This window comes from Burkholderia sp. RF7-non_BP4 (assembly GCF_001521935.1).
Classification (GTDB): domain Bacteria; phylum Pseudomonadota; class Gammaproteobacteria; order Burkholderiales; family Burkholderiaceae; genus Burkholderia; species Burkholderia diffusa.
Genome location: NZ_LOTA01000053.1, coordinates 277314 through 302977 on the forward strand (window position 1 = coordinate 277314; position 25664 = coordinate 302977).

The 25664-nt window shown below is 69.2% G+C and carries 19 protein-coding genes and 2 pseudogenes; 8 read left to right on the forward strand and 13 right to left on the reverse strand.

Annotated features, from left to right (window positions below; all coding sequences use genetic code 11):
- Window positions 1-91: 91 nt before the first annotated feature.
- From WS49_RS19565 to WS49_RS35150, 4 genes and pseudogenes are all read right to left on the reverse strand, one after another.
- Window positions 92-2842, reverse strand: a complete 2751-nt coding sequence (locus WS49_RS19565) for an Hsp70 family protein (protein WP_059532092.1) — start codon at window positions 2840-2842, stop codon at window positions 92-94.
- A 5-nt stretch (window positions 2843-2847) separates the two neighbouring features.
- Window positions 2848-4689: an Hsp70 family protein gene (locus tag WS49_RS19570; RefSeq protein WP_059532095.1), complete on the reverse strand. Its 1842-nt coding sequence runs from the start codon at window positions 4687-4689 to the stop codon at window positions 2848-2850.
- Window positions 4686-5270: a DUF2760 domain-containing protein gene (locus WS49_RS19575; protein ID WP_059532098.1), complete on the reverse strand. Its 585-nt coding sequence runs from the start codon at window positions 5268-5270 to the stop codon at window positions 4686-4688. Before WS49_RS19575 ends, WS49_RS19570 begins: the two co-directional genes overlap by 4 nt.
- Window positions 5271-5529: 259 nt before the next feature.
- Window positions 5530-5652, reverse strand: a pseudogene (locus WS49_RS35150) (transcriptional regulator); the annotation flags it as partial.
- 26 nt (window positions 5653-5678) lie between these two features.
- Here WS49_RS35150 and WS49_RS33870 point away from each other — a divergent pair.
- Together WS49_RS33870 and WS49_RS19580 are read left to right on the forward strand one after the other, a co-directional pair.
- Window positions 5679-5846: pseudogene (locus WS49_RS33870) on the forward strand (ornithine cyclodeaminase family protein); the annotation flags it as partial.
- A 29-nt stretch (window positions 5847-5875) separates the two neighbouring features.
- Window positions 5876-6598 (forward strand): HAD family hydrolase, encoded by a 723-nt coding sequence (locus WS49_RS19580; protein ID WP_059532425.1) that lies wholly within the window; start codon window positions 5876-5878, stop codon window positions 6596-6598.
- 62 nt (window positions 6599-6660) lie between these two features.
- Here the strand turns inward: WS49_RS19580 and WS49_RS19585 are convergent, their stop codons facing one another.
- Entirely contained in the window at window positions 6661-7278 is a 618-nt protein-coding gene (locus WS49_RS19585; RefSeq protein ID WP_059532101.1) for a glutathione S-transferase family protein, read from the reverse strand.
- Window positions 7279-7366: 88 nt separating this feature from the next.
- A complete protein-coding gene (locus WS49_RS19590) occupies window positions 7367-7735 on the reverse strand; it encodes a hypothetical protein (protein WP_059532104.1) in 369 nt (122 codons plus the stop codon).
- 82 nt (window positions 7736-7817) lie between these two features.
- Between WS49_RS19590 and WS49_RS19595 the strand changes: the two genes are divergently transcribed.
- Window positions 7818-8285 (forward strand): MarR family winged helix-turn-helix transcriptional regulator, encoded by a 468-nt coding sequence (locus WS49_RS19595; protein WP_059532109.1) that lies wholly within the window; start codon window positions 7818-7820, stop codon window positions 8283-8285.
- 18 nt (window positions 8286-8303) lie between these two features.
- Here the strand turns inward: WS49_RS19595 and WS49_RS19600 are convergent, their stop codons facing one another.
- A complete protein-coding gene (locus WS49_RS19600; RefSeq protein ID WP_059532112.1) occupies window positions 8304-8897 on the reverse strand; it encodes a TetR/AcrR family transcriptional regulator in 594 nt (197 codons plus the stop codon).
- Between the two features lie 118 nt (window positions 8898-9015).
- On the opposite strand from WS49_RS19600, the gene WS49_RS19605 reads away from it, so the two are divergent.
- Complete coding sequence (locus WS49_RS19605; RefSeq protein ID WP_059532115.1) at window positions 9016-10071, forward strand: saccharopine dehydrogenase family protein; 1056 nt, start codon at window positions 9016-9018, stop codon at window positions 10069-10071.
- Window positions 10058-10825 (forward strand): isocitrate lyase/PEP mutase family protein, encoded by a 768-nt coding sequence (locus tag WS49_RS19610; protein ID WP_059532118.1) that lies wholly within the window; start codon window positions 10058-10060, stop codon window positions 10823-10825. The genes WS49_RS19605 and WS49_RS19610 overlap by 14 nt, the downstream gene beginning before the upstream one ends.
- 148 nt (window positions 10826-10973) lie before the next feature.
- Here the strand turns inward: WS49_RS19610 and WS49_RS19615 are convergent, their stop codons facing one another.
- Window positions 10974-12185 (reverse strand): MFS transporter, encoded by a 1212-nt coding sequence (locus WS49_RS19615; RefSeq protein WP_059532121.1) that lies wholly within the window; start codon window positions 12183-12185, stop codon window positions 10974-10976.
- Window positions 12186-12255: 70 nt separating this feature from the next.
- Here WS49_RS19615 and WS49_RS19620 point away from each other — a divergent pair, with 70 nt between their 5' ends.
- Window positions 12256-13290: an AraC family transcriptional regulator gene (locus tag WS49_RS19620; RefSeq protein ID WP_059532124.1), complete on the forward strand. Its 1035-nt coding sequence runs from the start codon at window positions 12256-12258 to the stop codon at window positions 13288-13290.
- A 93-nt stretch (window positions 13291-13383) separates the two neighbouring features.
- Here the strand turns inward: WS49_RS19620 and WS49_RS35695 are convergent, their stop codons facing one another.
- Both WS49_RS35695 and WS49_RS19625 read right to left on the reverse strand, forming a co-directional pair.
- On the reverse strand, window positions 13384-13551 hold the full coding sequence (locus WS49_RS35695) for a hypothetical protein (protein WP_179949141.1): 168 nt from the start codon (window positions 13549-13551) through the stop codon (window positions 13384-13386).
- Window positions 13552-13607: 56 nt separating this feature from the next.
- A complete protein-coding gene (locus tag WS49_RS19625; protein WP_059532127.1) occupies window positions 13608-15527 on the reverse strand; it encodes a DUF3857 domain-containing transglutaminase family protein in 1920 nt (639 codons plus the stop codon).
- A gap of 221 nt (window positions 15528-15748) precedes the next feature.
- On the opposite strand from WS49_RS19625, the gene WS49_RS35700 reads away from it, so the two are divergent.
- Window positions 15749-15907, forward strand: a complete 159-nt coding sequence (locus WS49_RS35700) for a hypothetical protein (protein ID WP_179949142.1) — start codon at window positions 15749-15751, stop codon at window positions 15905-15907.
- Between the two features lie 42 nt (window positions 15908-15949).
- Here the strand turns inward: WS49_RS35700 and WS49_RS19630 are convergent, their stop codons facing one another.
- Window positions 15950-17920, reverse strand: a complete 1971-nt coding sequence (locus WS49_RS19630) for an APC family permease (RefSeq protein ID WP_059532130.1) — start codon at window positions 17918-17920, stop codon at window positions 15950-15952.
- A 464-nt stretch (window positions 17921-18384) separates the two neighbouring features.
- On the opposite strand from WS49_RS19630, the gene WS49_RS19635 reads away from it, so the two are divergent.
- Window positions 18385-19248 (forward strand): crotonase/enoyl-CoA hydratase family protein, encoded by an 864-nt coding sequence (locus tag WS49_RS19635; protein WP_059532133.1) that lies wholly within the window; start codon window positions 18385-18387, stop codon window positions 19246-19248.
- A 51-nt stretch (window positions 19249-19299) separates the two neighbouring features.
- On the opposite strand, the gene pdeR is transcribed toward WS49_RS19635, so the two are convergent.
- Window positions 19300-21303: a cyclic di-GMP phosphodiesterase gene (pdeR, locus tag WS49_RS19640; protein ID WP_059532136.1), complete on the reverse strand. Its 2004-nt coding sequence runs from the start codon at window positions 21301-21303 to the stop codon at window positions 19300-19302.
- Window positions 21304-21964: 661 nt separating this feature from the next.
- Window positions 21965-25603, reverse strand: coding sequence for a hydantoinase B/oxoprolinase family protein (locus WS49_RS19645; RefSeq protein WP_059532139.1), 3639 nt, complete (start codon window positions 25601-25603; stop codon window positions 21965-21967).
- Between the last annotated feature and the right edge of the window lie 61 nt (window positions 25604-25664).

Genomic DNA, 25664 nt, shown 5'->3' on the forward strand with positions numbered 1-25664 from the left:
CAAAGCGTATCGAATCGGCGGGCGTCGGCCCACATCGACAACGCAGCAGAATGCTCCGGTATCCGAACGATACCGGAGCCCGCTGCGCCGCTCACCCCGCCAGCAGCTTCAACCCGGCCGGCAGCGTTTCGCCGAACACGCGCGCCGTGTCGGCTTCGTCGAACGCGATCGCCTCGCGCACCATGTCGATCCACGCGGCCGACGCATTCGCGGCCGACAGACGCCGGATCACGGCCTCACGTGTCTCGTCCGGCAAATCGCGTTCGCGGTCGCCCGTCATCCGCGCGATTTGCGCGACCGCGAATGCCGCGGGTTCGACCTGCTTCCAGTCCAGCGCGAACAGCGCGTCGAGCCAGCGATTCGCGACGTCGGCCGGCACGACACTGTGCGCGCTGCCGTAGAACGGCCGCCGCGCACCGATCCGCCCGAGCGCCCACGCGCACAGCGTGCGCTCGGCCGGCTTCTGCAATTGCACGATCAAACGCTCGGCCAGTTCCACCTTGCGCTCGACCGGCAATCGTTCGAGCGACGCGGACAAGCGCGTCATGTCGGCCGGGCCGACCTTGGCCGGGTCGAACGGCAGCTTGCGGCGCTTGTCGTCGGACGGTTCGAGGAACGCGATGGCGTCGCGCACCTGCGTCTGCGCGTCGTCGTCGAGGCCGCCGGCCACGCGCCGCCACAGCGTCCACCACTCGGACCACACCTGCGCGTCGTTCACGTACTGGATCCCGTCGTCGAACAGCGGCCACAGCTGTTCGATGCGCCACGCATCGAGCGGATGGCCGAAACCGGGGCGCAGGCAATAGCCGGCGAGGTTCAGCCACGCGCGTTCGTGATCGGCCGAGCGCCGGCGGCGACGCGCCCGCGCGAGCAACGCGTCGAACAGTTCGCGCGCGAGCGCGACGTCCCACTCGTCGCGCGGGCCGAGCACCTGTTCAAGTTGCGCACGCAACCGTCGCGTGTCCTTCGGCGTGACGTTCGCGGCCTTGCTGCCGAACGAGCGGTCGATCAGCTCGATCGCATGATCGAGACGCGGATGGCGCGCGAGCGCGGTGTCGTCGCCCTGCGCGGGCGCGTCGCCGCGCAACTGGAATTCGAGCCGCCAACGCCGCGACGCGTCGTCGGTCGCGATGCAGTGCATTTCGAGCGTGCCGACTTCGGTCAGCGATGCCGTGAGTTTCACCGGCGTTTCGCGTGCGTCGCTGCCGGCTTGCCGGTCGACGACCGTCGCGATCGGCGGCAACCGCACGAAATCGCCGCCGGCCAGTTCGACGAGGTCGCCGGGCCGGTATGCCGTCTCGGCCACCGTCGACACGAGATGGAAACGCACCGGCTGCCCGAGCTGGAGCGCGAACGTGCGCTCCTCGAGCCGAATCTCGCGGCCCTCTTCCGACCCGCGCGGCAGCAGGCAGACGCCACGCGGGGCCGCGTCGCCGTCACCATCGTCGAGCACGAGGAAATAGCTGCGCGCGGAGCCGCCGCCGATGCGCGGCGCATGCCCCGCCCGCGCAAGGCCGTAGGCCACCGCGCCGCGCGCGACCGCCACGTCCGGATGCGCGTTGTGCAGCACGTCGAGCGGCGCGCCGCGCCATGCGCCGAGCGTCTGCGCGAGGCGGCCGGCGAGCGCGCCCGCGCGAAACACGCCGCCGTTGAGCAGCAGCGTGTCGGGCAGCGGGCCTTCCGCATGACGATTCAGGAACGCGGCGACGTGGCGCGTGACGGCCGGGTCGCTCGCATACGGCAAGCCGAATTCGACGATCGCGGCCCGCGCGCGGCGCGGCAGCTCGCCGGCGTCGACCTGCGGAAAGAAGCCGTCGACGACGATCTGCTCGACTTCCTGCCGCGTCAGCTCGGCCGAACGCGCGCCGCCGACGAGCTTGCTGCCCGCGCCGAGCAGCGTCACGGTGACGGACGCCGGCGCATCGTCGCCGAGCAGCCGCTCCTTCGCCGCGCGGCAGCGTTCGACGAGCTGCGACAGGCTCGCGGCGGACAGCCGCGTGCCGGGCTCGGTCAGCCGCGTCTCGACCAGGCGCGCGAGCGCGAGGTCCATGTTGTCGCCGCCGAGCATCAGGTGATTGCCGACGCCGACGCGCGTGAAGGCCGGTTCGCCGTCGTCGCCCGGCGCAACGTCGACGAGCGTGAGATCGGTCGTGCCGCCGCCGACGTCGCAGATCAGCACGCGGCGCGCGGCGGCAAACGTGTCGCGCAACGTCTCGCGCTGGCCGTACAACCAGTCGTAGAACGCGGCCTGCGGCTCTTCCAGCAACCGCAACGCCGGCAGTTTCGCGCGTTTGGCGGCCTCGACCGTCAACGCGCGCGCGCCGTCGTCGAACGATGCCGGGACCGTCAGGATGACGTCCTGCTTCGCGAGCGGCGCGTCGGGAAAGCGTGCATCCCACGCGGCACGCACGTGCGCGAGATAGCTCGCGCTCGCGTCGACCGGCGACACCTTGTCGACGCCTTCGGCCGCGCCCCACGGCAGGATCGCCGCGAGCCGGTCGACCGATGCGTGCGACAGCCAGCTTTTCGCGCTGGTGACGAGCCGCCCCGGCACCTGCGCGCCGAGCGTGCGCGCATAGCGGCCGATCACGGCCGGCGGCGCACCGGCCGCGGCTGCGCCGGCCGTCGCATCGGACGCCCAGGGCAAGCGCAGCGCGTCCGGCGGGAGTTCGCCCGCCGCCGGGTGATAGCGCACCGACGGCAGCAGCGGCTGCGCGGCCACAGCGCCGGGGCCGACCAGTTGCTCGACGTCGAACACGCGGATCGCGTCGGAGCCGGCCTCGACGTATGCGACGACCGTGTTGCTCGTGCCGAGGTCGATGCCGACCGTATAGCGCTTCATCGCGCTCAGGCGGCGCCGCGCACGTCGAACTCGACCTTCCAGCGCTCGTTCGTGCCGCTCGGGATCGCCTCGAGTTCGAGCGTGCCTGCTTCGGTCACGCGCGCGTGCAGCTTCACCGGCACGACCTCGCCGACCGTGCGCCCTTCGGCAGGCAGCGTCGCCTGGATTTCCTCGAGCTCCTGCAGCTCTTCGGGCGACCAGTAGTCGAGCAACGTGCCGACCTGGTCCTGGCGGCGCACCGACGATCCGAAGAAACGGAACTGCACCGGTTCGCCGACGACGAGGCCGAACTCCTGCGGCGGCAGCGCCGCATCCGAGCCTTCCTCCATCCCGAACGGCGCGACGCACAGCGCCTGCACCGGCGGCTCCAGCCCCGGCACGGCAGGCATCGCCGATTCGATCGCGACGTAGTACGCACGCGCCGTGCCGCCGCGAATACGCACACCGCGGCCGCGCTTCACGTAACCGTAATAAGCCGCGCCGCGCGCGACCGCCAGATCGAGATCCGCGCCTTCGAGCAGGCGCGCGGACGGCGCGCCTTCGGCGGCCAGCCAGCCGTTGAGCGTGTCGAGCACGCGCTGCGTGAGCAGCGTCGACTTGAACACGCCGCCGTTGAACAGCACCGCGGTCGGATGCAGGAAGGTCGCGCCTTGCGGCAGCGTGCGCTGCACGCCGTCGAGCGCGTCGAGCGCCGCGACCTGACGGCCGAGGAACGCCGCGAGATGGCGCGTGATGCCCGCGTCCTGCGCATACGGCAGGCCGAGTTGCGTCAGGCCGACGCGCGCGCGGCTCACCGGACGCGCCGCCGCATCGACTTGCGGGAAGAAGCCTTCGAGGATCGTCTGCGTGAGTTCCGCGCGCGTCAGCTCCGTGCGGATCGAGCCGCCGATCAGCTTCGAGCCGCGGCTCGGCACGACGAGCGGCACCGCGTCGGTCGTCGGGTCGGACAGCAGGGTTTCCTTCGCGGCGCGGCACGCGTAGGTCAGCGCGCGCAGTTGCCACGGATCGGCCTGCGTGCCCTGCTGCGCGAGCTTGCGCGCGACCACGTGCGCGAGCGCGAGGTCCATGTTGTCGCCGCCGAGCAGGATGTGCTCGCCGACCGCCACGCGATGCAGTTCCAGGTTGCCTTCGCGCTCGACCACCGCGATCAGCGACAGGTCGGTGGTGCCGCCGCCGACGTCCACGCACAGGATCAGGTCGCCGACCCGCACCTGCTTGCGCCAGCCGCCTTCGCTTTTCTGGATCCAGCTGTAGAGCGCCGCCTGCGGCTCCTCGAGCAGCGTCATCCGCGAATAGCCGGCGGCACGCGCGGCTTCCGCCGTCAGTTCGCGCGCGGCCGGGTCGAACGACGCGGGGATCGTGACCGTTACGTCCTGGTCGGCGAACGGCGCGTCGGGATGCGCGTGGTCCCACGCTTCGCGCAGGTGGGTCAGGTAGCGGATCGAGCTTTCCAGCGGCGACACGCGCGACACTTCGGGCGGCGCATCGCTCGGCAGGATCGCCGCGCGGCGATCGACGCCCGGGTGGCACAGCCAGCTCTTCGCGCTCGACACGAGCCGGATCGGCGTGCCCGCGCCGCGGGTGCGCGCCATTTCGCCGACCGCGAAGCCGCGCGAGGCCGTCCACGGCAGCGTCAGGTCGCCCTGCGTCAGCTCGCTTTCATGCGGAAGATAGAGGAACGACGGCAGCAGGTCGCGCGACTCCAGCGCGCCCGGCGCGGTCAGCTGCGCGATCGGCAGCACCTGCTGCGTGATCTTTTCGCCGTCGCTCGCGGCGCTGTCGACGTACGACAGCGCGCAATGGGTCGTCCCGAGGTCGATACCGATCGAATAGCGCGGATCGCTCACAGTTCCACCTCCGCCGGTGCGACCACCGATGCGTCGTGGCTGCCCGTCAGCTTCGGCAGGCGCACATCGGCCACGCGCCAGCCGCGATGGCTGACCGTACCCGTGAACGGCGCCGAGCCGACGACGTTGCCCGTCACGCGCACGGCCGTCGCGTCGAAGCCGGCCGGCAGCGTCACGCGGCTGCCTTCGGCTTCGTCGCGCACCGGCACGATCGTGAAATGCTCGCGCAGCGCGGCGCGGCAGCCGTCGTGCACGAGACGTGCGGCGGCGCCGATGTCGGCGTCCGCATAGCCGGCGATGTCTTCCTCGACGAAATCGATGAAGCGCGCATCGCGCTGCAGCAGGCCGAGCAGTTGCAGCGCGGCTTGCGGGCTCGCTTCGCGCAGCTCGGGGGCCGGGGCCTTCGCGGGCGCCGGAGCCGCGGCGGGGGCCGGCGCAACCGGCGCCGGGGCGACCGGTGCCGGCGCGCCGTCGCGCACGCGCAGCACGCCGGCCGCGAACTCGCGGTTGCCGATCACGGAAAAGAACGTGCCGACGGCCAGCGACAGCCGGCCGAAGAAGGACAGGTTGGATTCGGGCATGGGGTCTGGACTCCTGTGGACTCGCGACACGGCGAGCATCTTGCCTGGGCGCCGGGCGGCGGCGTGCGATGGCGCACTGCCGCCGCCCGGCGCGTGATTCGGGCGCGCCCTCTCGGGTGCGGAAAACCCGTATTTTGCCCTGTGGCGGGCGAACCGGGCAGAAGTTGGGGGACAGAACACGGCGGAGCGCGGGTTTCGCGCGGCGCCGGATTGCATCGGACTGCCGGTTATCGGGTGATGGTTGCGATGTTGCGGCGCGTCAGCGCGGCTTGCGGGGGCGCGCCGCCTTCGCCTCGAAATCGCGCGACAGCATGCCGGGCGTGACCTCGCCGAAACGCGCAAGCAGCACCGCTTCGGCCTCCTTCAGCGTGGCCGACAGATTCAAGAGACACGCCCGAGCAGTGCGCTGAAATCGGCGACATGCTTGCCGGCACCGTGTTCGTTGATCGATCGCCGGGCGAGATCGCCGTGTTCGACATGACGGGACTCGCGCTGCAGGACCTGACCGTTGCGTGTTTCCTGTACCGGCAGGCCGTCGAAAACGGCGCGGGACGTTCGATCCCGTGGCCGTGTTGAACGGCACCGGCGTGGTATCTTCCATCGTCATGCGTCTATCCAGAATTTCCGCCATCTCGTTCGATCTCGACGACACGCTGTGGCCGTTCGGCCCCGCCGTCGAACGGGCCGAGGCGTCGCTGCATGCGTGGCTGATCGCGCACGCGCCCGATACCGCGAGCGTCGTGCCCACGTCGCAGGCACTGGGCCAGTTGCGCAACGAATACGAACGCTCGCGGCCGGACCTCGTCAGCGACTTCCGTGCGTTGCGCATCGGCTCGATCCGGCTTGCGCTCGAACGCGCGAACGAAGACGTCACGCTGACCGACCGCGCATACGACGTGTTCTATTCCGCGCGAAACCGGGTCGAGTTCTTCGACGATGCGTTGCCGGCGCTCGCGTGGTTGAGCGCGCGATTTCCGCTGATCGCGGTGACGAACGGCAATGCGGACCTTCAACTGACCGGCGGCGGCGAGTTCTTCCGCGAAACGCTCAGCGCGCGCGCGTTCGGATTCGCGAAACCCGAGCCGGAAATCTTCCATGCGGCCGCCGCGAAGCTCGGCGTGCCCGCGGCGGAGCTGCTCCACGTCGGCGACGACTTTCACCTCGATGTCGTCGGCGCGTTGAATGCGGGGCTTCAAGCGGCCTGGGTGGTGCGTCACGAAGGGCCGGAAGCGGAGCACGCCGCGCATCGTGCTCCGTCCCCGCATCTGACCGTTCGCGACTTGTCAGCGCTGTGTCGTGCGCTCGGCGGCCCCGTCGAAGCGTCATAACCGCAAGCCCGCTAGATCGCGGCCGAATTTGATCACCCCCGTCGGCAGGTCCGACCACTGCTTCACGCCGCCTTGCGCGCGTCCGCGATCCGTTGCGGTGCCTTGGGCCGCGCATACAGCCGCTCGAGATACGCGCGCAATTGCGGGAACGGTTCGATCAGGTGGCATTCGCTCGCCCAGTCGATCAGGTAGACCGTCACGCAATCGGCCACCGTCAACGAGTCGCCGACGATGAATTCGCGCCCTTCGAGATGCTTTTCGAGGATCGCGGCCATCGTCGCGAAATCCTCGCGAGCCAGCTCGATATCGGCCGGCGAGCGCTTTTCCGGCGGATAGATGAACGAATGGCGCGTAATCCGCCACAGCGGCTGTTCGAGCTCCGTCACCGCGAACATCACCCACCGATACGCCTGCGCGCGCAGCGCCAGATCGACGGGCAGCAGCGCCTTCTCTGGATCCTTGTCCGCGAGATACAGCACGATCGCGGCCGACTCGGGAATCACGAGGTCGCCGTCCACGAGCACGGGCACCTTGCCGGCCGGATTGAGGCGCAGGAATTCGGGCCGTTTGTGCTCGCCCTCGAGCAGGTTGACCGACACGAACTCGAAATCCGCGTCCAGTTCCTTGAGCCCCCAGAGCGCGCGTTGCGAGCGCGTGCCGGCGAATCCGTAAAGCTTCATCGCAATGTCTCCTTCGATAATGTCGGGGAAAAATCGCCGCGCACGGGCGACGGCCCATCGGCCGCGACGACCGCGCACGCAGCGCCGCTCACATGCCCGGCACCGCGAGCACGGGCATCACGTCGATCGCGTCGCCCGGGAACAGCGTGAAATGCGGATGGCCTTCGAACAGCGCGGCGGCCGCGTCGTGCGATTCGGCGCGCACGACCGTGAAGCCGCTCATCGCATTGGCGGTGTCCGTCACGCCGCCCTTGCCGATGGTCTTGGTCTTGCCGAGCGGCCCGCCGAGCTCGACGATCGCGTCGCGATGCCGGTCGACCCACGCGTGCCATGCGGCGATCCCCTCGCGCTCCCGCGCACGCCGCTCGTCCTCGGGCAGCGCCATCCACGCCTTCATGGCCGGGCTCTCCTTGCTGCCGAGGAATACCGCGAGATACAACTGCTGTTGCGCACCCATGCTTCCTCCGTCCGATGGCGGGAACGACGGGCTGCCGCTCCTCGTCCTTGACACAATAGGTTGATATCAACACAATTGCAACATGGCACGCAAAGAAGAGCTCCCTTTCGAAACGACGCTGATGGTGCGCGATTGCTGTCTGTGCCTGCACATGCAGCGCGCGGCGCGCAATCTCGCGCGCATCTTCGACGATGTGCTGCGTCCGCTGGATCTCACCAACGGCCAGTTTTCGCTGTTGATGTCGCTGAACCGGCCGCAGCCGGCCGCGATGAAATCGGTCGCGTCATTGCTCGCGATGGACCGCACCACGCTGACCGCCGCGCTCAAGCCGCTCGAGCGGCGCGGGCTGCTCACGATCACGCAGGATCCGGACGACAAGCGCAGCCGCCTGCTCCAACTCACGCCGGCCGGCCATCGGTTGCTGGCCGAAGCGTTCCCGCTGTGGCAGCAAACGCACGCCGACATCGAACGGCCGTTCGCGGCAGGCGAAGTCGATGTGTTGCGCGGGCAGTTGCGCGCGCTGTCGGAGGATCCGGCTACGCGCGGCTGACGCGGCGCGCCATGCGCGTCACTTCCGCCCCTTCTTCGGCATCAGCAGTTGCGCGAACTCCTGCAGGAAACGCACGGGCCCGTGCGCGTGCAGCGCCTGCCCGCTGCTGAGCGCGCCGTCGATGACGGTCGCGAGCCGCAGCGCGTAGGTTTCCGGTTCGTCGATCCGCATCGCGCTGGCCAGCTCCGTCAGCCGGCGCCGCAATTCCTGCTTGTGCGCGACGGCGACCTTGCGGGCCGGATGATTGCCGTCCGCGTACTCGGCGGCGATGTTGATCTGCGGACAGCCGCGATAACCGGGGCGCTCGATGCGCTCGCCGATCCACTGCAGCTGCGCATCCAGTTCCTCGCGCGGCGTGCGCCGGTACTGCGCGGCCACCGCGTCCCAGTGCGCCCAGAAATCCGCATCCTCGCGCAGCAGGAACGCCTCGATCAGGTCGTCCTTCGTCGCGAAGTGCCGATACAGGCTCGTCTTCGCGACGCCCGCCCGCGCGACGATCAGGTCCACGCCGACCGCCCGCGTCCCTTCCTGGTAGAACAGCGCGCTCGCCGTTTGCAGAATGCGTTCGCGCGTATCGGGCGCGCTCCCGTTCGTGTCCGTTCCCTTTTTCATCCAAGCCCGGCCGCCGAGGCCGCCTGTCCCGCGAAAGTGCGTCCGATGATAGCACCCGGAAGTTGACGGCGCTACAGGTCTGTACTATAAAACAGACCGATCTGTATCGGAGCTGATCATGGACGATCGAATGACGGTTGCGGTGTATGGCGCCACGGGTCACACGGGGCGGTTCGTCGTGGCCGAGCTGGAACGGCGCGGCCTCGGCGCGATCCGCATCGGGCGCGATGCCGCGCGCCTCGCGCAAGGCGGCCCCGACGCGCCGCCGTGGCGCGTCGCCCCGATCGATGATCCGGCCGCGCTCGACGCCGCGTTGCGCGGCGCGCACGCGGTGATCAACTGCGCGGGCCCGTACCTCGATACCGCGCTGCCGCTCGCCGATGCGGCGTTGCGGGCAGGCATCCCGTATCTCGACCTGACGGCAGAACAGCCGTCGGTCCAGGCGCTGACCGACCAGCGCGACGCCCGCGCACGCGCCGCCGGCGTGACGCTCGTGCCGGCCGCCGCGTTCTACGGCGGCCTGGCCGACCTGCTCGTCACGGCGATCGTCGAGCCGCGCGAGCCGATCGAGCGCGTCGACGTCGCGACCGGCCTCGACAGCTGGCATCCGACGCGCGGCACGCGCGTGACCGGCGAGCGCAATCATGCGATCCGGCTGATCCGGAAGGACGGCAAGCCGACCGCGGTGCCGTCGACGCCACGTGAACGCAGGTGGCCGTTCCCGTCGCCGCTCGGCGACGTCGACGTCACGCTGCTGCCGTTTTCGGAAGTGATGACACTCGCGCGTCATCTGCGCATCGATACGATCGAGTCCTGGCTCGCGACGCGCGCGCTGCGCGACGTGCGCGATGCCGGCACGCCGCCGCCGCGGCCGGTCGACACGCTCGGCCGCTCCGCGCAGCAATTCGCGATGGACGTGGTCGTCGTGCAGAACGGCAGCACGCATCGCGCGACCGCGTCCGGACGCGACATCTATGCGGTCAGCGCACCGATCATCGTCGAGGCGACGGTCCGCTTGCTGAGCGGCAACGCGTTGACGTCGGGCGGCGTGCGCAGCCTCGGCGAACTGTTCGATGCACGCGATTTCCTCGCGGCGCTCGACACGGTCGCCGTATCGTTCGATAAGAACACCGATCGAAATTTCAACCGGAGGAACGAGCATGAGCCGCAATAACAAGGAGAAAGCCGCGTATTTCCGTTCGCTTCATCGCGCGGGCCAGCCGCTCGCGTTGTTCAACGTGTGGGACGCCGGCAGCGCGCGCACGGTGGCCGACGCGGGCGGCGTCGCGCTGGCGACCGGCAGCTGGTCGGTCGCGGCGGCCAACGGTTTCGTCGACGGCGAGCAGATGCCGAAAGCGCTCGTGATGGAAGTGCTCGCGCGGATCGCGCAGGCGACCGACCTGCCCGTCACCGTCGATCTCGAAAGCGGGTATGGCGAGCGGCTGGAGGATGTCGCGGACACGATCGCGCGCAGCATCGAGGCCGGCGCGATCGGCTGCAATCTCGAGGACAGTTTTCCGGCGACGGGCGAGCTGCGCACCGTCGACGCTGCGGCGGCGCGTCTCGCGGCGGCGCGGCAGGCGGCCGACCGCGCGGAGATCGGCTACTTCATCAACGCGCGCACCGACGTGTTCTTCAAGGCCGCGGCCGACACGCACGACGAGCGTTTGCTCGACGATGTGCTGACGCGCGCGCGTGCGTACGCGGAGGCCGGCGCCGACGGCCTGTTCGTGCCGGGGCTGCAGTCGCCGGCGCTGATTCGCGCGCTGACGGCCGCGTCGCCGCTGCCCGTGAACATCATGCGCGTCGCGCAAACGCCGACGCTGGCCGAACTCGCGTCATACGGCGTCGCGCGCATCAGCCACGGGCCGTACCCTTACCTGCAGGCGATGAAGGCGCTTGCGGCGGTGGTCAGGCAAGGCGGCTGATCGACCGCTGAACATCGCATGAAGCAAACAGCGGGCGCGCCGCAACAAGCAGCGTGCCCGCGCCGGTCGCTTCATCCGGACACGCCGGTTTCTCGACGGCCCGAACAGCAGGCCGATCCACGCTCGCGTCGATCGGCCCGCATGCACCTCACTCGGCCAGCGCCGGCGCCACGCCCACCCGCTTCGGCACGCCGGTCACGATCGTCGCGACCGCCACGGCCAACACCGCGGCCGCGCCCAGGAACACGCCGCCCGCACCGTTCGCGTCGAACACGACGCCGCCTGCCGCCGCGCCCGTCGCGATCGCGAGCTGGATCGCCGCGACGATCAGCCCGCCCGCGCTTTCGGCCTCGTCGGGCACGGTGCGCGTGACCCATGTCGACCATGCGACCGGCACGCCGCCGAACGCCATCCCCCACAACGCGACGAGCACCGCGTCGATCATCGGTGCGCGGCCGAGCGCGACGAGCGCGACGCCGAGCACGACCATCAGCGCGGGCATCCCGATCAGCATCGGCCGCAGTCGATGCTCGAGCACGCGGCCCGCGAGCGACGTGCCGACGAAGTTCGCGATCCCGTAGCCGAGCAGGATCGCCGACAGCCCGTTCACGCCGACGCCCGCGACCTGTTCGAGGAACGGCCGCAGATACGTGAAGAACGCGAAATGCCCGGTGAACACGAGGGTCGTCGCGAACATCCCGAGGCCGACGGTCGGCCGGCGCAGCACGTCGACGAGCGTGCGCAGCCGCGTCGTGCCGCTCGGCGGCATCGACGGCAGCGTCATCACCTGCGACGCGAACGCGAGACCGCCGAGCCCGGCCGCGACCAGGAACACGTTGCGCCAGCCGATCAGGTGCCCGAAATAACTGCCCATCGGCGCGGACGCGATCGTCGCGACCGCCACGCCGCTGAAGATGATCGACAGCGCGCGCGGCACCATCGCCGTCGGCACGAGCCGCATCGCGGTGGCGGTCGCCATCGTCCAGAAACCGCCGAGCGCGACGCCGAGCACGACGCGGCCGATCAGCAGCGTCGTCAGGTTGGGCGCGAACGCAACCGCGAGATTGGACGCGACGAGCAGCACCGAAAACGCGAGCAGCACGCGCCGGCGGTCGATCGTGCGCGTCAGCGCCGAGATCAGCAGACTCGTGACGAGCGCGACCGTCGCGGTGGCCGTGACGGCCTGGCCGGCCACGCCTTCGGTCACGCCGAGGCTGTCGGCCATCGGCGTGAGCAGGCTCGCGGGCAGGAATTCGGCGGTGACGAGACCGAACACGCCCAGCGTCATCGCGAAGACGGCGCCCCAGGCCGGCTCGCGGGGGGCCGCCGTGGTGGCGGCAGAGGAGATTCCTGGATTCATGCGTCGTTCCGGGTCGTATAGGGAAAATACTGATGACGACGTATCCTAAGGAACGGCGGCAGGACGGTCTATGACATACAATCCGTTCTTGTTGATCGATCGTCCGAATTTCGCGATGTCCGAGCCCCTGCTTCCTCCCGTCCCCGACGTGCACGACCTCGTCAGCGAGCTGCTGCTGGGGATGCGCCTGAGCGGCGTGCAGTATCGCCGCATCCAGGTGCCGCGGCCGTTCGGGCTGAGTTTCGGCCATGCGCCGGGCCGCGCGCAGTTCCATTTCGTCGGGCGCGGGCCCGTGCTGCTGCGCGACGCGGACGGCACGACGATGCGCCTCGAAGCGGGCGACGCGATCCTGCTGCCGCACGGCCGCACGCACGCGCTGGTGTCCGATCCGGATGCGCCGTGCCGCGAGATCGGCGGGTTCGAGGTCGCGAAGATCTGCGACACGGTCGCGTCGGTGGGCGCGACGTCGTGCGCCGCGACGGAGCCGGCCGCCGGCGACGCGCTGATCTTCAGCGCGTGCATGGAGCTCGATCTCGGCGGCATGCAGCCGCTCGTCGGGACGATGCCGGAATTCATGCACGTCGGCACGCTGCTCGCGCGCTACCCGGAAATCCGTCCGATGCTCGACGCGATGGAACGCGAATCGTGCTCCGAGCGCGCGGGCTTCGCGGGCATCCTCGCGCGGCTCGCGGACGTGGTCGCCGCGTTCATCGTGCGCGGCTGGGTCGAATGCGGATGCGGCGACGCGACGGGCTGGGTGCAGGCGCTGCGCGAGCCGAAGCTCGGCCGTGCGATCGTCGCGCTGCATCGCGATCCGGGGCGCAACTGGAGCGTCGCGGAACTCGCCGCCGAAGCGGGCGTGTCGCGCTCGGTATTCGCCGAACGCTTTCTCGCGGCCACCGGGATGACGCCGGTGCGTTACCTGACCGAGCTGCGGATGCGGCTCGCCGCGCAGTGGATCGCACGCGAGGGCGAGACGATCGAAGCGGTGGCATACCGGCTCGGCTACGGGTCGCTCGCGGCGTTCAGCCGCGCGTTCAAGCGCGTGGTCGGCAGGCCGCCGGGCGCGGTGCGTGCCGAAGGCGACACGCACGCCAACGTGTGACGTGTAACGCTTCGCGTGCAGCGCGGGGCCAGGCGAACGCCTGCCGAGTCACGCCGGCATCGCTCGATCCGCCGTCGCCCGTGACGCTCGAGCTCAACCGCTGTGCGCGTCGAGCTTGTCCACCAGCGCCGTCGCGCACTCCACGGCCAGTGCCGCGCACTGTTGCGCATCCACCGGCGCGCCGTTCGTCATCGCGCCCTGCACGATCCGGCCCAGCAATTCCTTCGCCAGGTCGGCGATCTCGTGTTCCCGTTCCGTCATGATGTTCCTCCCGTGCGTCGGCAGATGGCGGCGACGCGCTCAATCCCCCTCCCCGCTCAATGCCCTTTCGCCCGCACGACGATCTGCGCCTGCGTGTCGCGTTCGATGCGTTCGAGCGACGCACGCAGCGCCGTGAACTCGTCGGGCGTGCAGACCTGGCGGCCGAATTCGGCCTTCATCCGCCGCGTGACCTGCACGACCCGCGTGGCCGCATCGAATACGTAATGCGACGCGAAGTCGACGAAGCGGTCGTGCACGGCCGCATCGGCGGGCAGGTCGGTCACCGCGACGTCGGCCGGCAGCGTGATCTGGCCGGTCTCCTCGAAACTGCCGCCGATGCACGTCCACGGCTGCGTGCGCACGGGTTCGGCCAGCCAGCCTTCGACCTGTGTCGCGATGCCGCCCGTAAGGCTCGACAGCACGGGCACGGCGGTCGTGCCGTCGGGCCACACGACGTGATCGAGCGTGCCGGCATACGTCACGTCGAACGGGCCGCCGGTCGCGCGGCGATCGCTCGTCGTGATCCGCGCGTGACCGCGCAGCCCGCTTTGCCGCAGGCGTTCGTTCGCGAGCTGCCGGATGCGGTCGGGCGCCGCGCGGCGAAACAGCGTGCGTTCGAGCTCGGCGGTCCAGCCGTCGTCCTCGACGAGCGCGTGAAACCCGGCAGCGCCCGGTTGGGCGGCATCGATCGCCACGCGCGCGGTGCGACGCTTCGGCTGCATGGCGGGCGTGCGCGACAGCACGCCGGTGTCGACGAGCAAAGCCGGCCGATCCATCACGATCGGCGGCAGGTAGCCGAACGCAATGCCGGCCGTCGTGGTGTCGGCGTAGAGGCCGAGATCGGGCAGCCACGTGATCGCGTGATTGATCGCGCCGCCGCCGTAACCGGGCACCGACGGCAGCGTGTACACGGAGCCGAGATTGATCAGCACCGGTTCGCTGCGGATGCCGACCGCCGCGAGCAACGCGCCGAACAGCGCGACGTGGTCCTTGCAGTCGCCGTAGCGGTTGCGCAGGATGTCGGTCACGCGATGCGGCGCGGCGGCCGTCTCGCCGAGAAAGAGCGCGACGTAGCGCACGTTCGCCTGCACCCAGTCGTACAGGATGCGCGCCTTGTCGCGCGGATCGGCGGCGTCGGCGGTGAGCGCGCGTGCGAGCTGCACGACGGCCGGGTCGTTCGCGCCCGGATCGACGGCCGCGTTGCGGTAGCGCGCGGCGAACGCCGCGTAGTCGGGCAGCGTGGACACCACGAGCCGGTCGCCGTAGGTCGGGTAACCGACCGCGCCGCTCTCGATGCGCTCGTACGGGCCGTGCCGGTAGTCGAATTCGTAGCGCGTGCGGCCGTTCGCGGTCACCGGCGGCAGCGCGACGTAGCCGCGCGCGTCCGCGTGCAGCGTCATGTCGGCCGGCACGTCGAAGATCAGCCGCTGGTGCTCCACCGGCTCGCGCGACGGCTCGACGTAGTAGCCGAAGTAACCCGCGTTGACCGGCCTCGTGCGCGACTTGCGGAACGCGATGCGCGTGCCCGAGCCGGCCTCGACGCCCGGAAACACGACGGTGCGCAGCAACCCGTCCTGAAACGTCGGCGCACCGGCCGAGCGCGGCTCCTGGACGTCGCGGATGCCGTCGGGGCCGACCGGATGCGCGACGCCGTCGCGATCGATCGTCTCGGCCGCGAGCAGGTCGACCTTCTCCAGATTCTTGTCGAACCACACGTAGCGCTGCGCGATCTCGTCGATGCCGTTCCCGTTGTTCGCGCGCAATGTCGAATCGTCGTGCTCGTCGAGCGAACCGTCGTGCTGGATCACGAATTCGTGGACATCGCTGACGAGCGTGACGGGCGCTTCGTCGGCCACGTCGTTCGCTCCGTCCACGGTTGGCCCCGCGCCCGGCGTCGCGCCGACGGCGTTCGATGCGCCGAACGCGGCGGCACATGCCAGCATCCAGCCGGCCAGGCCGGCAGAAAAGCGCACCACATCGCACCTCGTCGCGGTTCACGGACAGCACGGTCGCGCAGCGCATACGCGCGACCGCGCCACGCTCGTGTCGAGCCAGTGTGGGCGTCGCATCCGCACGCGTCAAGCCGGTGCGCGCCGACCTACAATGAGACATGGAAGCGTCATCGCGTGCGGCCGCCGGCACCCGCCCGATCGCCGAACGACGGCGATGGATCGCCCGCTCGCGACGAGGAGGCACCATGGAAACCGGGATCGTGGAAGTCGTCGTGCTGCTGGCGTTCGTCGCGCTCGCCGTGCTGTTCTTCATCAAGCGTCCGGGGCGCGACCGGCTGAGGGCCAAATTCCATCATCCGCCGCTGCGGCGGCCCAACCGACCGCATCGGCATCATCAACCCTGACGGCTGCCGCCGGCAGTCGCGCACGCGCTTTCCGCTCCGCCGCTACCCGACGTTCATCGGCAGCAGCACCATCTGCTTGCCCTCGACATGCAGGCGCGCCTGCAACTCGACCGGCGTCTGGTTGTGCAACCACGCGGTCAGGAAATTCACGCGTCGGAAGATCAGCTTGCTCGCGAAGCACACGGCGTTCGGATAGTCATCGAGCGTCGACGACGCGAGGTTCATGAATTCCACGACGGGATTCGTGCCGAACGCGATCCGATAGTCGGCGGCGATGCCGTTGCGGCGACAGTGCGCGACGTAGTATTCGAGCGCTTCGGTGATCGAGTGACGCAGCCGTTCGAGATGTTCGTGCCCGTCGTACGCCTTCGCATCGACCTCACCGACCGCGAGGAAGATCACGTTGCGGAAATGCCCGGGAAACAGCCGGTTGACCCACAGCAGCGCGTGCATGCTCGCGCCGCGATGCTTGCCGACCAGCAGCACGGCCGTCGGTTGCGATGGATCGGGCTTGCCGGGCGCGGTAGCTTCGTCGACTTCCGGCGGCGCCCCCGAGAACAGCGCGTCCTCCTTCGCGAGCTGCGCGCGCGTGTACGCGTAGTGGCGGTTGATCATGAAGCACAGCGCGATCACCGCGCTCGTCACGAGCACCGTGAGCCAGCCGCCGGCCGTGAACTTCTCGACCAGCGTAATGACGAGCACGGTCGCCGTCACGGTCAACCCGAGCGCGGACAGGAAGAAATGCTTGAACCAGCCGCGGTCGCTGCGATGGCGCCACCAATACGTGCATAGCCCGAGCAGCGACATGCTGAACGTGAGGAACACGTTGATGCTGTACAGCACGACGAGCACGTCGACGCTGCCGTGCGTCCACAGCAGGATCAGCAGACTCGACAGGCCGACCACGATGATGCCGTTCTGCCGCACGAGGCGCGTCGACAGGTCGCGGAAATGGCGCGGCACCCAGGAATCCGACGCCATGTTCGACAGCACGGCCGGGCCGTCGAGAAAGCCCGTCTGCGCGCCGACCATCAGCAGCCCGGCCTCGAACGCGAGCACGGCCGCGAGCAGCGCATGCCGCGCGAGCGCCGAGCCGAGCCCGAGATGGTCGATCACGCGGCCGAACACGACCGCGTTGAGCGTCTCGCCTTCGACGGGCCGCGCGTGCCACAACATGTACAGCAGGATGATGCCGCCAGCCGTGAACGCGAGCGACGTCGACATGTACCACATCGTCACCTTGCCGTTCGGCACGCGCGGATCGGCGAGCATGTTCACGTTGTTCGACACGGCCTCGAGGCCCGTATAGGTGCCGCCGCCGAGCGAGAACGCGCGCATCAGCAACGCGAGCATCACGAACACGCCGAGCGACTGCGACATCCCGTGCGCCTCGTGCACCGCATCGGGCACGATCGTCGCAAGGTTGCTGCCATGCACGGCGACGCCATACACGATCAGCCCGAAATGCAGGACAACGAAGCCGATGAAGATCGGCAGCAGCACCATGATCGATTCGCGCATCCCGCGGAAATTGAGCCCCGTCATCAGCAGGATCAGCACGATCTCGGTCGTGAGCTTGAACACCTGCGCACTGACCGGCAGCAGGCTGAAGAACGCGTCGACGCCGCTCGCGAGCGACGTCGCGACGGTCAGCACGTAGTCGACCAGCAGCGCGGCACCCGAGACGAGCCCCGGCTTCGACCCGAGCAGCGACGTCGCGACGCGATAGCCGCCGCCGCCGGTCGGGAACAGCTCGATCACCTGGTTGTAGCCGAGCGCGATGATGAACACGGTCGCCGCGGTCGCGAGCGCAAGAAACAGCGCGAGCGGCGTGTGGTGCGCGAGCGCGAGGAACGCCTCTTCCGGGCCGTAGCACGACGACGACAACCCGTCGGCGCCGAGCCCGACCCAGGCCAGCAACGGCGTCACGGCGATCGCATGGCGCGTGCGCGGATCGAGCGGGTCCAGCGGCTTTCCGATCATTAGCTGCCACATCTTCTGGAATGCGGTCATGGTCCCCTCCCGGAAGCCCCGGCGCAGCGGCGTCATCCTCTAAAGCTAGCCGACGCCCGGCCGCCGCACCAGTCCGCACATTCCATGAGACGCGACCGACGGCACCGCGCCGCTTTCAACGCGTAAGCGACCGGCATGTCGCACCGCCCCACGGGCCGCGTACGCGCGCCGACCGCCCTCACCGCCTCCGCACACCCGGACGCGGGCCCCTTCCCCGCCTTCCTCATCGCCGTCCTCCCGCCGAGCGATCACCTCGATCGCGTCATTCGCATCGTTCGCATGGTCAGCCCGATCCGCACCGAACGCGCTGCCCGCTCGCGTCCCGTTCATGCGTTGTTCCGCGCAATTCGGCTTCTATGCGCGCGCAACAATGGCGGTGCCTCGCGGCCGGCGCCGTCCGGGGGCAGGTTTCCACGACGCCGGCCGCGGCGGTTCTTGAAAACCACATCTCACGAGGACATACCATGCAACTCCAATCCCATCCGGCGTGCCGTCCGTTTTACGAAGCAGGCGAACTCACGCAACTGACCGCGTTCTACGAAGAAGGCCGCAACGTCATGTGGATGATGCTGCGATCGGAGCCGCGGCCGTGCTTCAACCAGCAACTCGTCACCGACATCATCCATCTCGCGCGTGTCGCACGCGACTCGGGCCTGCCGTTCGACTTCTGGGTGACGGGCTCGCTCGTCCCCGAGCTGTTCAACGTCGGCGGCGACCTGAGCTTCTTCGTCGACGCGATCCGCAGCGGCCGCCGCGACCAGCTGATGGCCTACGCGCGCTCGTGCATCGACGGCGTGTTCGAGATCTACACCGGCTTCGGCACCGGGGCGATCTCGATCGCGATGGTCGAGGGCAGCGCGCTGGGCGGCGGCTTCGAGGCCGCCCTCGCGCACCACTACATGCTCGCGCAGAAGGGCGTGAAACTCGGCTTTCCCGAGATCGCGTTCAACCTGTTCCCGGGCATGGGCGGCTATTCGCTGGTCGCGCGCAAGGCGGACCGAGGGCTCGCGGAATCGCTGATCTCGTCCGGCGAGCCGCATGCGGCCGAGTGGTACGAGGATCGCGGTCTGGTCGACCAGACGTTCGACGCGGGCGACGCGTATCTCGCGACGCGCACCTTCATCGACGTGATGAAGCCGAAGCTGAACGGCATCCGCGCGATGCTGCGCGCACGCGAACGCGTGTTCCATCTCACGCGCTCCGAGCTGATGGACATCACCGAACAATGGGTTCACGCGGCGTTCACGATCGAGCCGAAGGATCTCGCGTACATGGAACGTCTGGTGATGCTGCAGAACCGGCGCGTGTCGAAGCTGCGCACGGTGTGATGTGAGCGAAGCGCCGCCGCGAAACCGGCGGCGCCCGTCATGCGGTGGGGCTCAGGCGATCAGCCTGAGCTTTCTCGTTTCCGCGAGCCAGGCCTCGAACGCCTGGGCGGGCATCGGCCGTGCGAAGTAGAACCCTTGCGCGTGATCGACGTTGATCTGCTTCAGGAATTCGGCTTCCGCGTGCGTCTCGACGCCTTCGGCGACCACCGAGAAACTCAGCGCCTTCGCGAGCGACACGACCGAGCGCACCAGCGCCTGCGAGCGCGGGTTGCGGTCGATGCCCGTGATGAAGGTGCGATCGAGCTTGATCGAATCGAGCGGCAGCCGCGACAGTTGCGACAGCGACGAATAGCCGGTGCCGAAATCGTCGAGGTGAATCTCCGCGCCGAGCTGGCGGAACTGCTTCATCAGCTCGTGCGCCGATTCCTCGTCCTCGATGAAGCTGCTTTCGGTGAGCTCGATGTCGACGAGGCTCGGCTTCAGCCCCGCGCCGTCGAGAATCGTCGCGAACTGGTCGACGATGTTCATGTCCTGCAACTGCCGCGCCGACACGTTCACCGCGATCCGCACGCCGAGCCCCTTCGCCTTCCACGCGGCGGCCTGTGCGGCCGCGGTGCGCATCACCCAGCGGCCGAGCGGCGCGATCAGCCCCGACTCCTCCGCGAAACGGATGAACTCGATCGGCGCGACGATTCCGCGATCCGGCGACTGCCAGCGGATCAGCGCCTCGACGCTGTGCACGTCGCCGGTCGCGATGTCGATGACCGGCTGGTAATGCAGCACGAACTGCTCGTCCTCGAGCGCCTTGCGCAGGTTCGTGTCGAGCCACATGTACTTCGCGACCTTCTGGTTCATCTCCAGCGAGAACACGCGGTACGTATGCTTGCCCTCTTCCTTCGCGACGTACATCGCGGTGTCGGCGCTGCGGATCAGCGTTTCGAGCGAATCGCCATGCTGCGGATACATCGCGATGCCGATCGAGCAGCTCGTGTAGACCTCCACCAGCCCGAGGTGGATCGGCGTACGCAGCCGCTCGAGGATGATCTGCGCGGTCGCCTCGAGCAGCGGCCGCGTGCCGTGCTCGAACAGCACCAGGAATTCGTCGCCGCCGAGCCGCGCGAGCGTCGCGCCGGACGGCAGGCAGCCGCCGATGACCGCGGACACGTCCTGCAACAGGCGGTCGCCGGTGATGTGCCCGTAGTGGTCGTTGACGCGCTTGAAGTTGTCGAGATCGAGGAACAGGATGCCGACCTGGCCGCGCACGTCGGTGCGGTCCGCGGCCAGCGCGACACGGATGCGCTCGCTGATGGCATGACGGTTCGGCAAGCCGGTCAGCACGTCGGTATTCGCGAGCTCGGTGAGCCGCTGCTGCGCGTTGCGCTCCTCGGTGACGTCGATGCCCGAGCAGATCAGGAACTGCTCGTCGACGCCGCTGCCGCTCTGCACGAACTTGTTGCGGAACTGGAACAGGCGCGGGCCGTTGACCGTGTTGATGTAGCGCTCGACCGCGAACGAACGGTTGCTCGCGAAAAAGCCGGTGATGTTGGTGCGCGACTGCGCGCCCTGCTCGGGGCTCATGAACAGCTCGAACGCGCTGCGGCCGATCACGTCGACCTCGCGCTTGCCCGTCACTTCCTCGCACAGACGGTTGAAGCGCTGCACCATGCCGTTGCGGTCGAGGATCACGACGAGCGAATTCACTTCGGACACGACCTGCTCGGCGAATGCGAGCCCGTGCGCGAGGTCGCTCGCGACGGAGGCGGCATCGGAATAGGCGGAGGCCGTGCCGGCCCAATTGGCGGTATCGACCTTCCTGCCGACCAGATGGAGGCTGACCGGATCGCCGAACAGCGAGAGTTCGAGCACGAGGTGCGACGTGACGCCGGTGAGCGCGCGGATCCGCGCGGCCTGCTCGCTGGTCAGTGCCACCGCGACATTGGTCAGGCCGCGAACGGCGGCCAGTTCGAGTGCATTGCTGTCGCTGCCGAGACGCCAGCATGGGCTACGCGTACCGAGATGCGCTTCGAGCACGGCGCTATCGTTTTCGTCATCCATGGACACGCCCCGATCCAGAAAAAACGCACAGTGTAGACGGAGCCGAGCGGGCCGCCGCCGATCCCCGGGCGCGCTGCGCGCGTACCCGGCGGGGCAGTCGCGATGACTGTGCCAGCGGCCCTCGTTCCGTACTTGTTTCCAACCAATGCGAACCGGCGTTCGCGCATGTCGCGCGCAGGTTTCCAAGCGAATGATGGAAGCCATCTTATCAAATGACGAAGCGGATTGGCACTCACATTTAGAACGGAGTGTCAAGGAATCGCAACTCGATTGGCACGGAGGATTTTTCGTGATTGGCGGCGCGCACGTGGGCGCGCGCAGCGGCCCTGAGCGGGGCCCGCGGATTCGGCGGTGTGCCTTGCCAGGCGGGCGTTTGCGGGAATCGACGGCACCCGGCAGCGATCTGCCCCCGTCGGATTTATCGCGGGGTCGGATCGTATTGGGCAACACACGGAATGGGGAATTTCCATTTCCATTCACGCCGGAATGCACGACTTTATTCCCATACTCGCCGCAATATCGGGCTAATTAATGCACGCGAATATATCGCTGCGTCGCGCAGGCATTGCGGCGGCATCTGATGGAACCGGTGCGATGATCCGGCCGCGACGCGCGAAAGCCGTCCGGCTTCCGCGCGTTGCATTGCGTAGCGTCGAGCCGCTCAGCCCGCCGCGCCGTAACCGCCGCCGCCCGGCGTTTCGACGACGAACACGTCGCCCGGCGCCATCTGCGCGCGGCCGACGTGCTCGAGCGTCTCGACCGTGCCGTCCGCCCGCTCGATCGTGTTGCGGCCGAGCGCGCCGGCCTCGCCGCCCGCCGCGCCGAACGGCGCATGGATCCGATTGTTCGACAGGATCGACGCGGTCATCGGCTCGAGGAAGCGGATCCGCCGCACCGCGCCGTCGCCGCCGCGCCAGCGCCCGCCGCCGCCTGAACCCGCGCGCAGCCGATGCGAGTCGAGCCGCACCGGGTAGCGCCATTCGAGCACCTCCGGATCGGTCAGCCGCGAGTTCGTCATGTGCGTCTGCACCGCGCCGACGCCCGCGAAACCGTCGCCCGCGCCGCTGCCGCCGGCGATGGTCTCGTAGTACTGGTAGCGATCGTTGCCGAACGTGAAGTTGTTCATCGTTCCCTGGCTCGATGCGACGCAGCCGAGCGCGCCGTACAGCGCGTTGGTGATCGCCGACGACGTCTCGACGTTGCCCGACACGACCGCCGCCGGATACTCCGGGTTCAGCATCGAGCGCGCCGGCACGATCACCGTCAGCGGCTTCAGGCAGCCGGCGTTCAACGGGATGTCGTCGCCGACCAGCGTACGGAACACGTACAGCACCGCGGCCATGCAGACGGCCTTCGGCGCGTTGAAGTTGTTGTCGAGCTGCGCGGACGTGCCGGTGAAGTCGATCTCCGCACGGCGCGCCGCGCGGTCGACGCGGATCGCGACGCGAATCTGCGCGCCGTTGTCGAGCGGATAGCGGTACGCGCCGTCCTGCAGCGCACCGATCACGCGCCGCACCGCCTCTTCCGCGTTGTCCTGCACGTGTCGCATGAACGCGAGCACGACGTCGCGGCCGAACTGCTCGACCATGCGCCGCAGTTCGTCGACGCCCTTCTGGTTCGCCGCGATCTGCGCGCGCAGGTCGGCCATGTTCTGCTCGACGTTGCGCGCCGGATAGCGGCCCGATGCGAGCAGCGCGCGCGTGTCGGCATCGCGCAGCACGCCCGCCGACACGAGCTGCCAGTTGTCGATCAGCACGCCTTCCTCGTCGATGTGCGTCGAATCGGGCGGCATCGAGCCCGGCGTGGTGCCGCCGATGTCCGCGTGGTGGCCGCGCGAGCCGACGTAGAACAGCGGCGCGTCCGAGCCGTCCGCGAACACCGGCGTGATGACGGTCACGTCCGGCAGGTGCGTGCCGCCGTGATACGGATCGTTCAGCATGAACACGTCGCCGTCGCGCATGCGGCCGCGGTTGCGCTCGATCACCGTGCGGATGCTCTCGCCCATCGAGCCCAGGTGCACGGGCATGTGCGGCGCGTTCGCGATCAGGTTGCCGTCGCCGTCGAAGATCGCGCACGAGAAGTCGAGCCGCTCCTTGATGTTGACCGAATACGCGGTGTTCTGCAGCCGCAGCCCCATCTGCTCGGCGATCGACATGAACAGGTTGTTGAAGATCTCGAGCCGTACCGGGTCGGCGTCGGTGCCGAGCGAGCGGCGCGTCGGCAGCGGCGTGGTGCGCGTCAGCACGAGGTTGCCCTGCGCGGTCATCCGCGCGCGCCAGCCGGGTTCGACGACGGTCGTGCCGTTCTTCTCCGCGACGATCGCGGGGCCGTCGATCGCGTCGCCGGCGAGCAGCGTGTCGCGCACGTACAGCGCCGCGTCGTGCCATTCGCCACCCGAATAGAAACGCACGGCGCTGTGCGCGTGCGGCGCCGCGCCCTCGTCGCGCGGCTCGAGCGGTGCGATTTCGACCGGTGCATCGGAGCGGCCGATCGCCTCGACCGATGCGAGTTCGGCGACCAGCGGCGTGCCGGGCATCAGGAACGCGTAGCGTTGCCGGTACGCGGTTTCGAACGCCTGCTGCATCGCCGCGACGCTGCCGGCCGGCACGTCGAGCGCGGAATCCGTGCCCTGGTAGCGCAGGTGCACGCGGCGCTCGGTCGCGATGCGCGCCGGCGGCACGCCCTGTTCGAGCAGCGCGCCGACCGCCTCGTCGGTCAGCCGGTCGAGCGCGGCATTCAGCGCCGGCAACGATTCGTCGGACAACACGGCCTCCACCGCGCGCTCGCGCATCGCGGTCTGGTCGGCAAGCCCCATCCCGTAGGCGGACAGCACGCCCGCGAGCGGATGCGCGAACACCTGCGTCATCCCGAGCGCGTCGGCCACGCCGCACGCGTGCTGGCCGCCCGCGCCGCCGAACGTCGTCAGCACGTAGCGCGACACGTCGTGGCCGCGCTGCACCGAGATCTTCTTGATCGCGTTCGCCATGCTGCCGATCGCGATTTCCAGGAACCCTTCGGCCAGCGCCTCGGGCGTGTCGCGCCGCCCGGTCGCCGCCTGGATCTCGTCGGCGAGCGCCGCGAACTTCGCGGCCACGCCGTCGCGGTCGAGCGGTTCGTCCGCGTGCGGGCCGAATACGCGCGGGAAGTGATCGGGCTGGATCTTGCCGAGCATCACGTTGCAGTCGGTCACCGTCAGCGGGCCGCCGCGCCGATATGCGGCCGGCCCCGGGTTCGCGCCGGCCGATTCGGGCCCGACGCGCAGCCGCGCGCCGTCGAAGCCGAGCACCGAGCCGCCGCCGGCCGCGACCGTGTGGATGCTCATCATCGGCGCGCGCATCCGCACGCCGGCCACCTGCGTCTCGAACACGCGCTCGAATTCGCCGTTGTAGTGCGATACGTCGGTCGAGGTGCCGCCCATGTCGAAGCCGATCACGCGCTCGAAGCCGGCCGCGCGCGCGGCGCGCACCATTCCGACGATGCCGCCGGCCGGGCCGGACAGGATCGCGTCCTTGCCCTGGAACGCATCGGCGCGCGTCAGGCCGCCGCTGCTCTGCATGAACTGCAGGTTCACGCCGGGCATCTCGTGCGCGACCTGCTCGACGTAGCGGCGCAGGATCGGCGACAGGTACGCGTCGACCACGGTCGTGTCGCCGCGCGACACCATCTTCATCAGCGGCGACACCTCGTGCGACACCGACACCTGCGTGAAGCCGATCCGGCGCGCGAGGTCCGCCAGCGCGCGTTCGTGCGCGGTGTAGCGATAGCCGTGGATCAGCACGATGGCCAGCGCCTGCACACCCGAGTCGAATACGCGGCGCAACGCTGCTTCCGCGCGTTGCACGTCGAGCGGCACGACGATGTCGCCGTGCGCACCGACCCGCTCGTCGATTTCGACGACGGTCTCGTACAGCGCATCGGGCAACACGATGTCGAGATCGAACAGGCGCGGGCGGTTCTGGTACGCGATGCGCAGCACGTCGCGAAAGCCGCGCGTCGTCGCGAGCGCGGTGCGTTCGCCCTTGCGTTCGAGCAACGCGTTGGTCGCGACCGTCGTGCCCATCTTCACCATGTCGACGCGTTCGGGCGTGATCGGCTCGCCGTCGGCGAGGCCGAGCAGATGGCGGATGCCGGCCACGGCCGCATCGCGATACTGCTCGGGATTCTCAGACAGCAGCTTGTGCGTGACGAGCGAGCCGTCGGGCCGGCGCGCGACGATGTCGGTGAAGGTGCCGCCGCGGTCGATCCAGAATTGCCAGCGCGCGGCGTCGGAGGAAACGGGGGAAGGTTGTCGGTCAGTCATGGCGATGAACTCGATGCGTCGTTGAAGCGAAGGACGAGCGCCGCCGCACGGCGCGCGTCGC

What these genes read in the sequence shown, in the direction of transcription:
- WS49_RS19580 (WP_059532425.1), top strand. Translation starts at nt 5,876, where the DNA reads ATGCGTCTATCCAGAATTTCCGCCATCTCGTTCGATCTCGACGACACG.
- WS49_RS19620 (WP_059532124.1), top strand. Translation starts at nt 12,256, where the DNA reads ATGACATACAATCCGTTCTTGTTGATCGATCGTCCGAATTTCGCGATG.
- WS49_RS19630 (WP_059532130.1), bottom strand. Translation starts at nt 17,920, where the DNA reads ATGACCGCATTCCAGAAGATGTGGCAGCTAATGATCGGAAAGCCGCTG.
- WS49_RS19600 (WP_059532112.1), bottom strand. Translation starts at nt 8,897, where the DNA reads ATGAAAAAGGGAACGGACACGAACGGGAGCGCGCCCGATACGCGCGAA.
- WS49_RS19615 (WP_059532121.1), bottom strand. Translation starts at nt 12,185, where the DNA reads ATGAATCCAGGAATCTCCTCTGCCGCCACCACGGCGGCCCCCCGCGAG.
- WS49_RS35695 (WP_179949141.1), bottom strand. Translation starts at nt 13,551, where the DNA reads ATGACGGAACGGGAACACGAGATCGCCGACCTGGCGAAGGAATTGCTG.
- WS49_RS19575 (WP_059532098.1), bottom strand. Translation starts at nt 5,270, where the DNA reads ATGCCCGAATCCAACCTGTCCTTCTTCGGCCGGCTGTCGCTGGCCGTC.
- WS49_RS19605 (WP_059532115.1), top strand. Translation starts at nt 9,016, where the DNA reads ATGGACGATCGAATGACGGTTGCGGTGTATGGCGCCACGGGTCACACG.
- pdeR (WP_059532136.1), bottom strand. Translation starts at nt 21,303, where the DNA reads ATGGATGACGAAAACGATAGCGCCGTGCTCGAAGCGCATCTCGGTACG.
- WS49_RS19590 (WP_059532104.1), bottom strand. Translation starts at nt 7,735, where the DNA reads ATGGGTGCGCAACAGCAGTTGTATCTCGCGGTATTCCTCGGCAGCAAG.
- WS49_RS19645 (WP_059532139.1), bottom strand. Translation starts at nt 25,603, where the DNA reads ATGACTGACCGACAACCTTCCCCCGTTTCCTCCGACGCCGCGCGCTGG.
- WS49_RS19610 (WP_059532118.1), top strand. Translation starts at nt 10,058, where the DNA reads ATGAGCCGCAATAACAAGGAGAAAGCCGCGTATTTCCGTTCGCTTCAT.
- WS49_RS35700 (WP_179949142.1), top strand. Translation starts at nt 15,749, where the DNA reads ATGGAAACCGGGATCGTGGAAGTCGTCGTGCTGCTGGCGTTCGTCGCG.
- WS49_RS19585 (WP_059532101.1), bottom strand. Translation starts at nt 7,278, where the DNA reads ATGAAGCTTTACGGATTCGCCGGCACGCGCTCGCAACGCGCGCTCTGG.
- WS49_RS19635 (WP_059532133.1), top strand. Translation starts at nt 18,385, where the DNA reads ATGCAACTCCAATCCCATCCGGCGTGCCGTCCGTTTTACGAAGCAGGC.
- WS49_RS19565 (WP_059532092.1), bottom strand. Translation starts at nt 2,842, where the DNA reads ATGAAGCGCTATACGGTCGGCATCGACCTCGGCACGAGCAACACGGTC.
- WS49_RS19595 (WP_059532109.1), top strand. Translation starts at nt 7,818, where the DNA reads ATGGCACGCAAAGAAGAGCTCCCTTTCGAAACGACGCTGATGGTGCGC.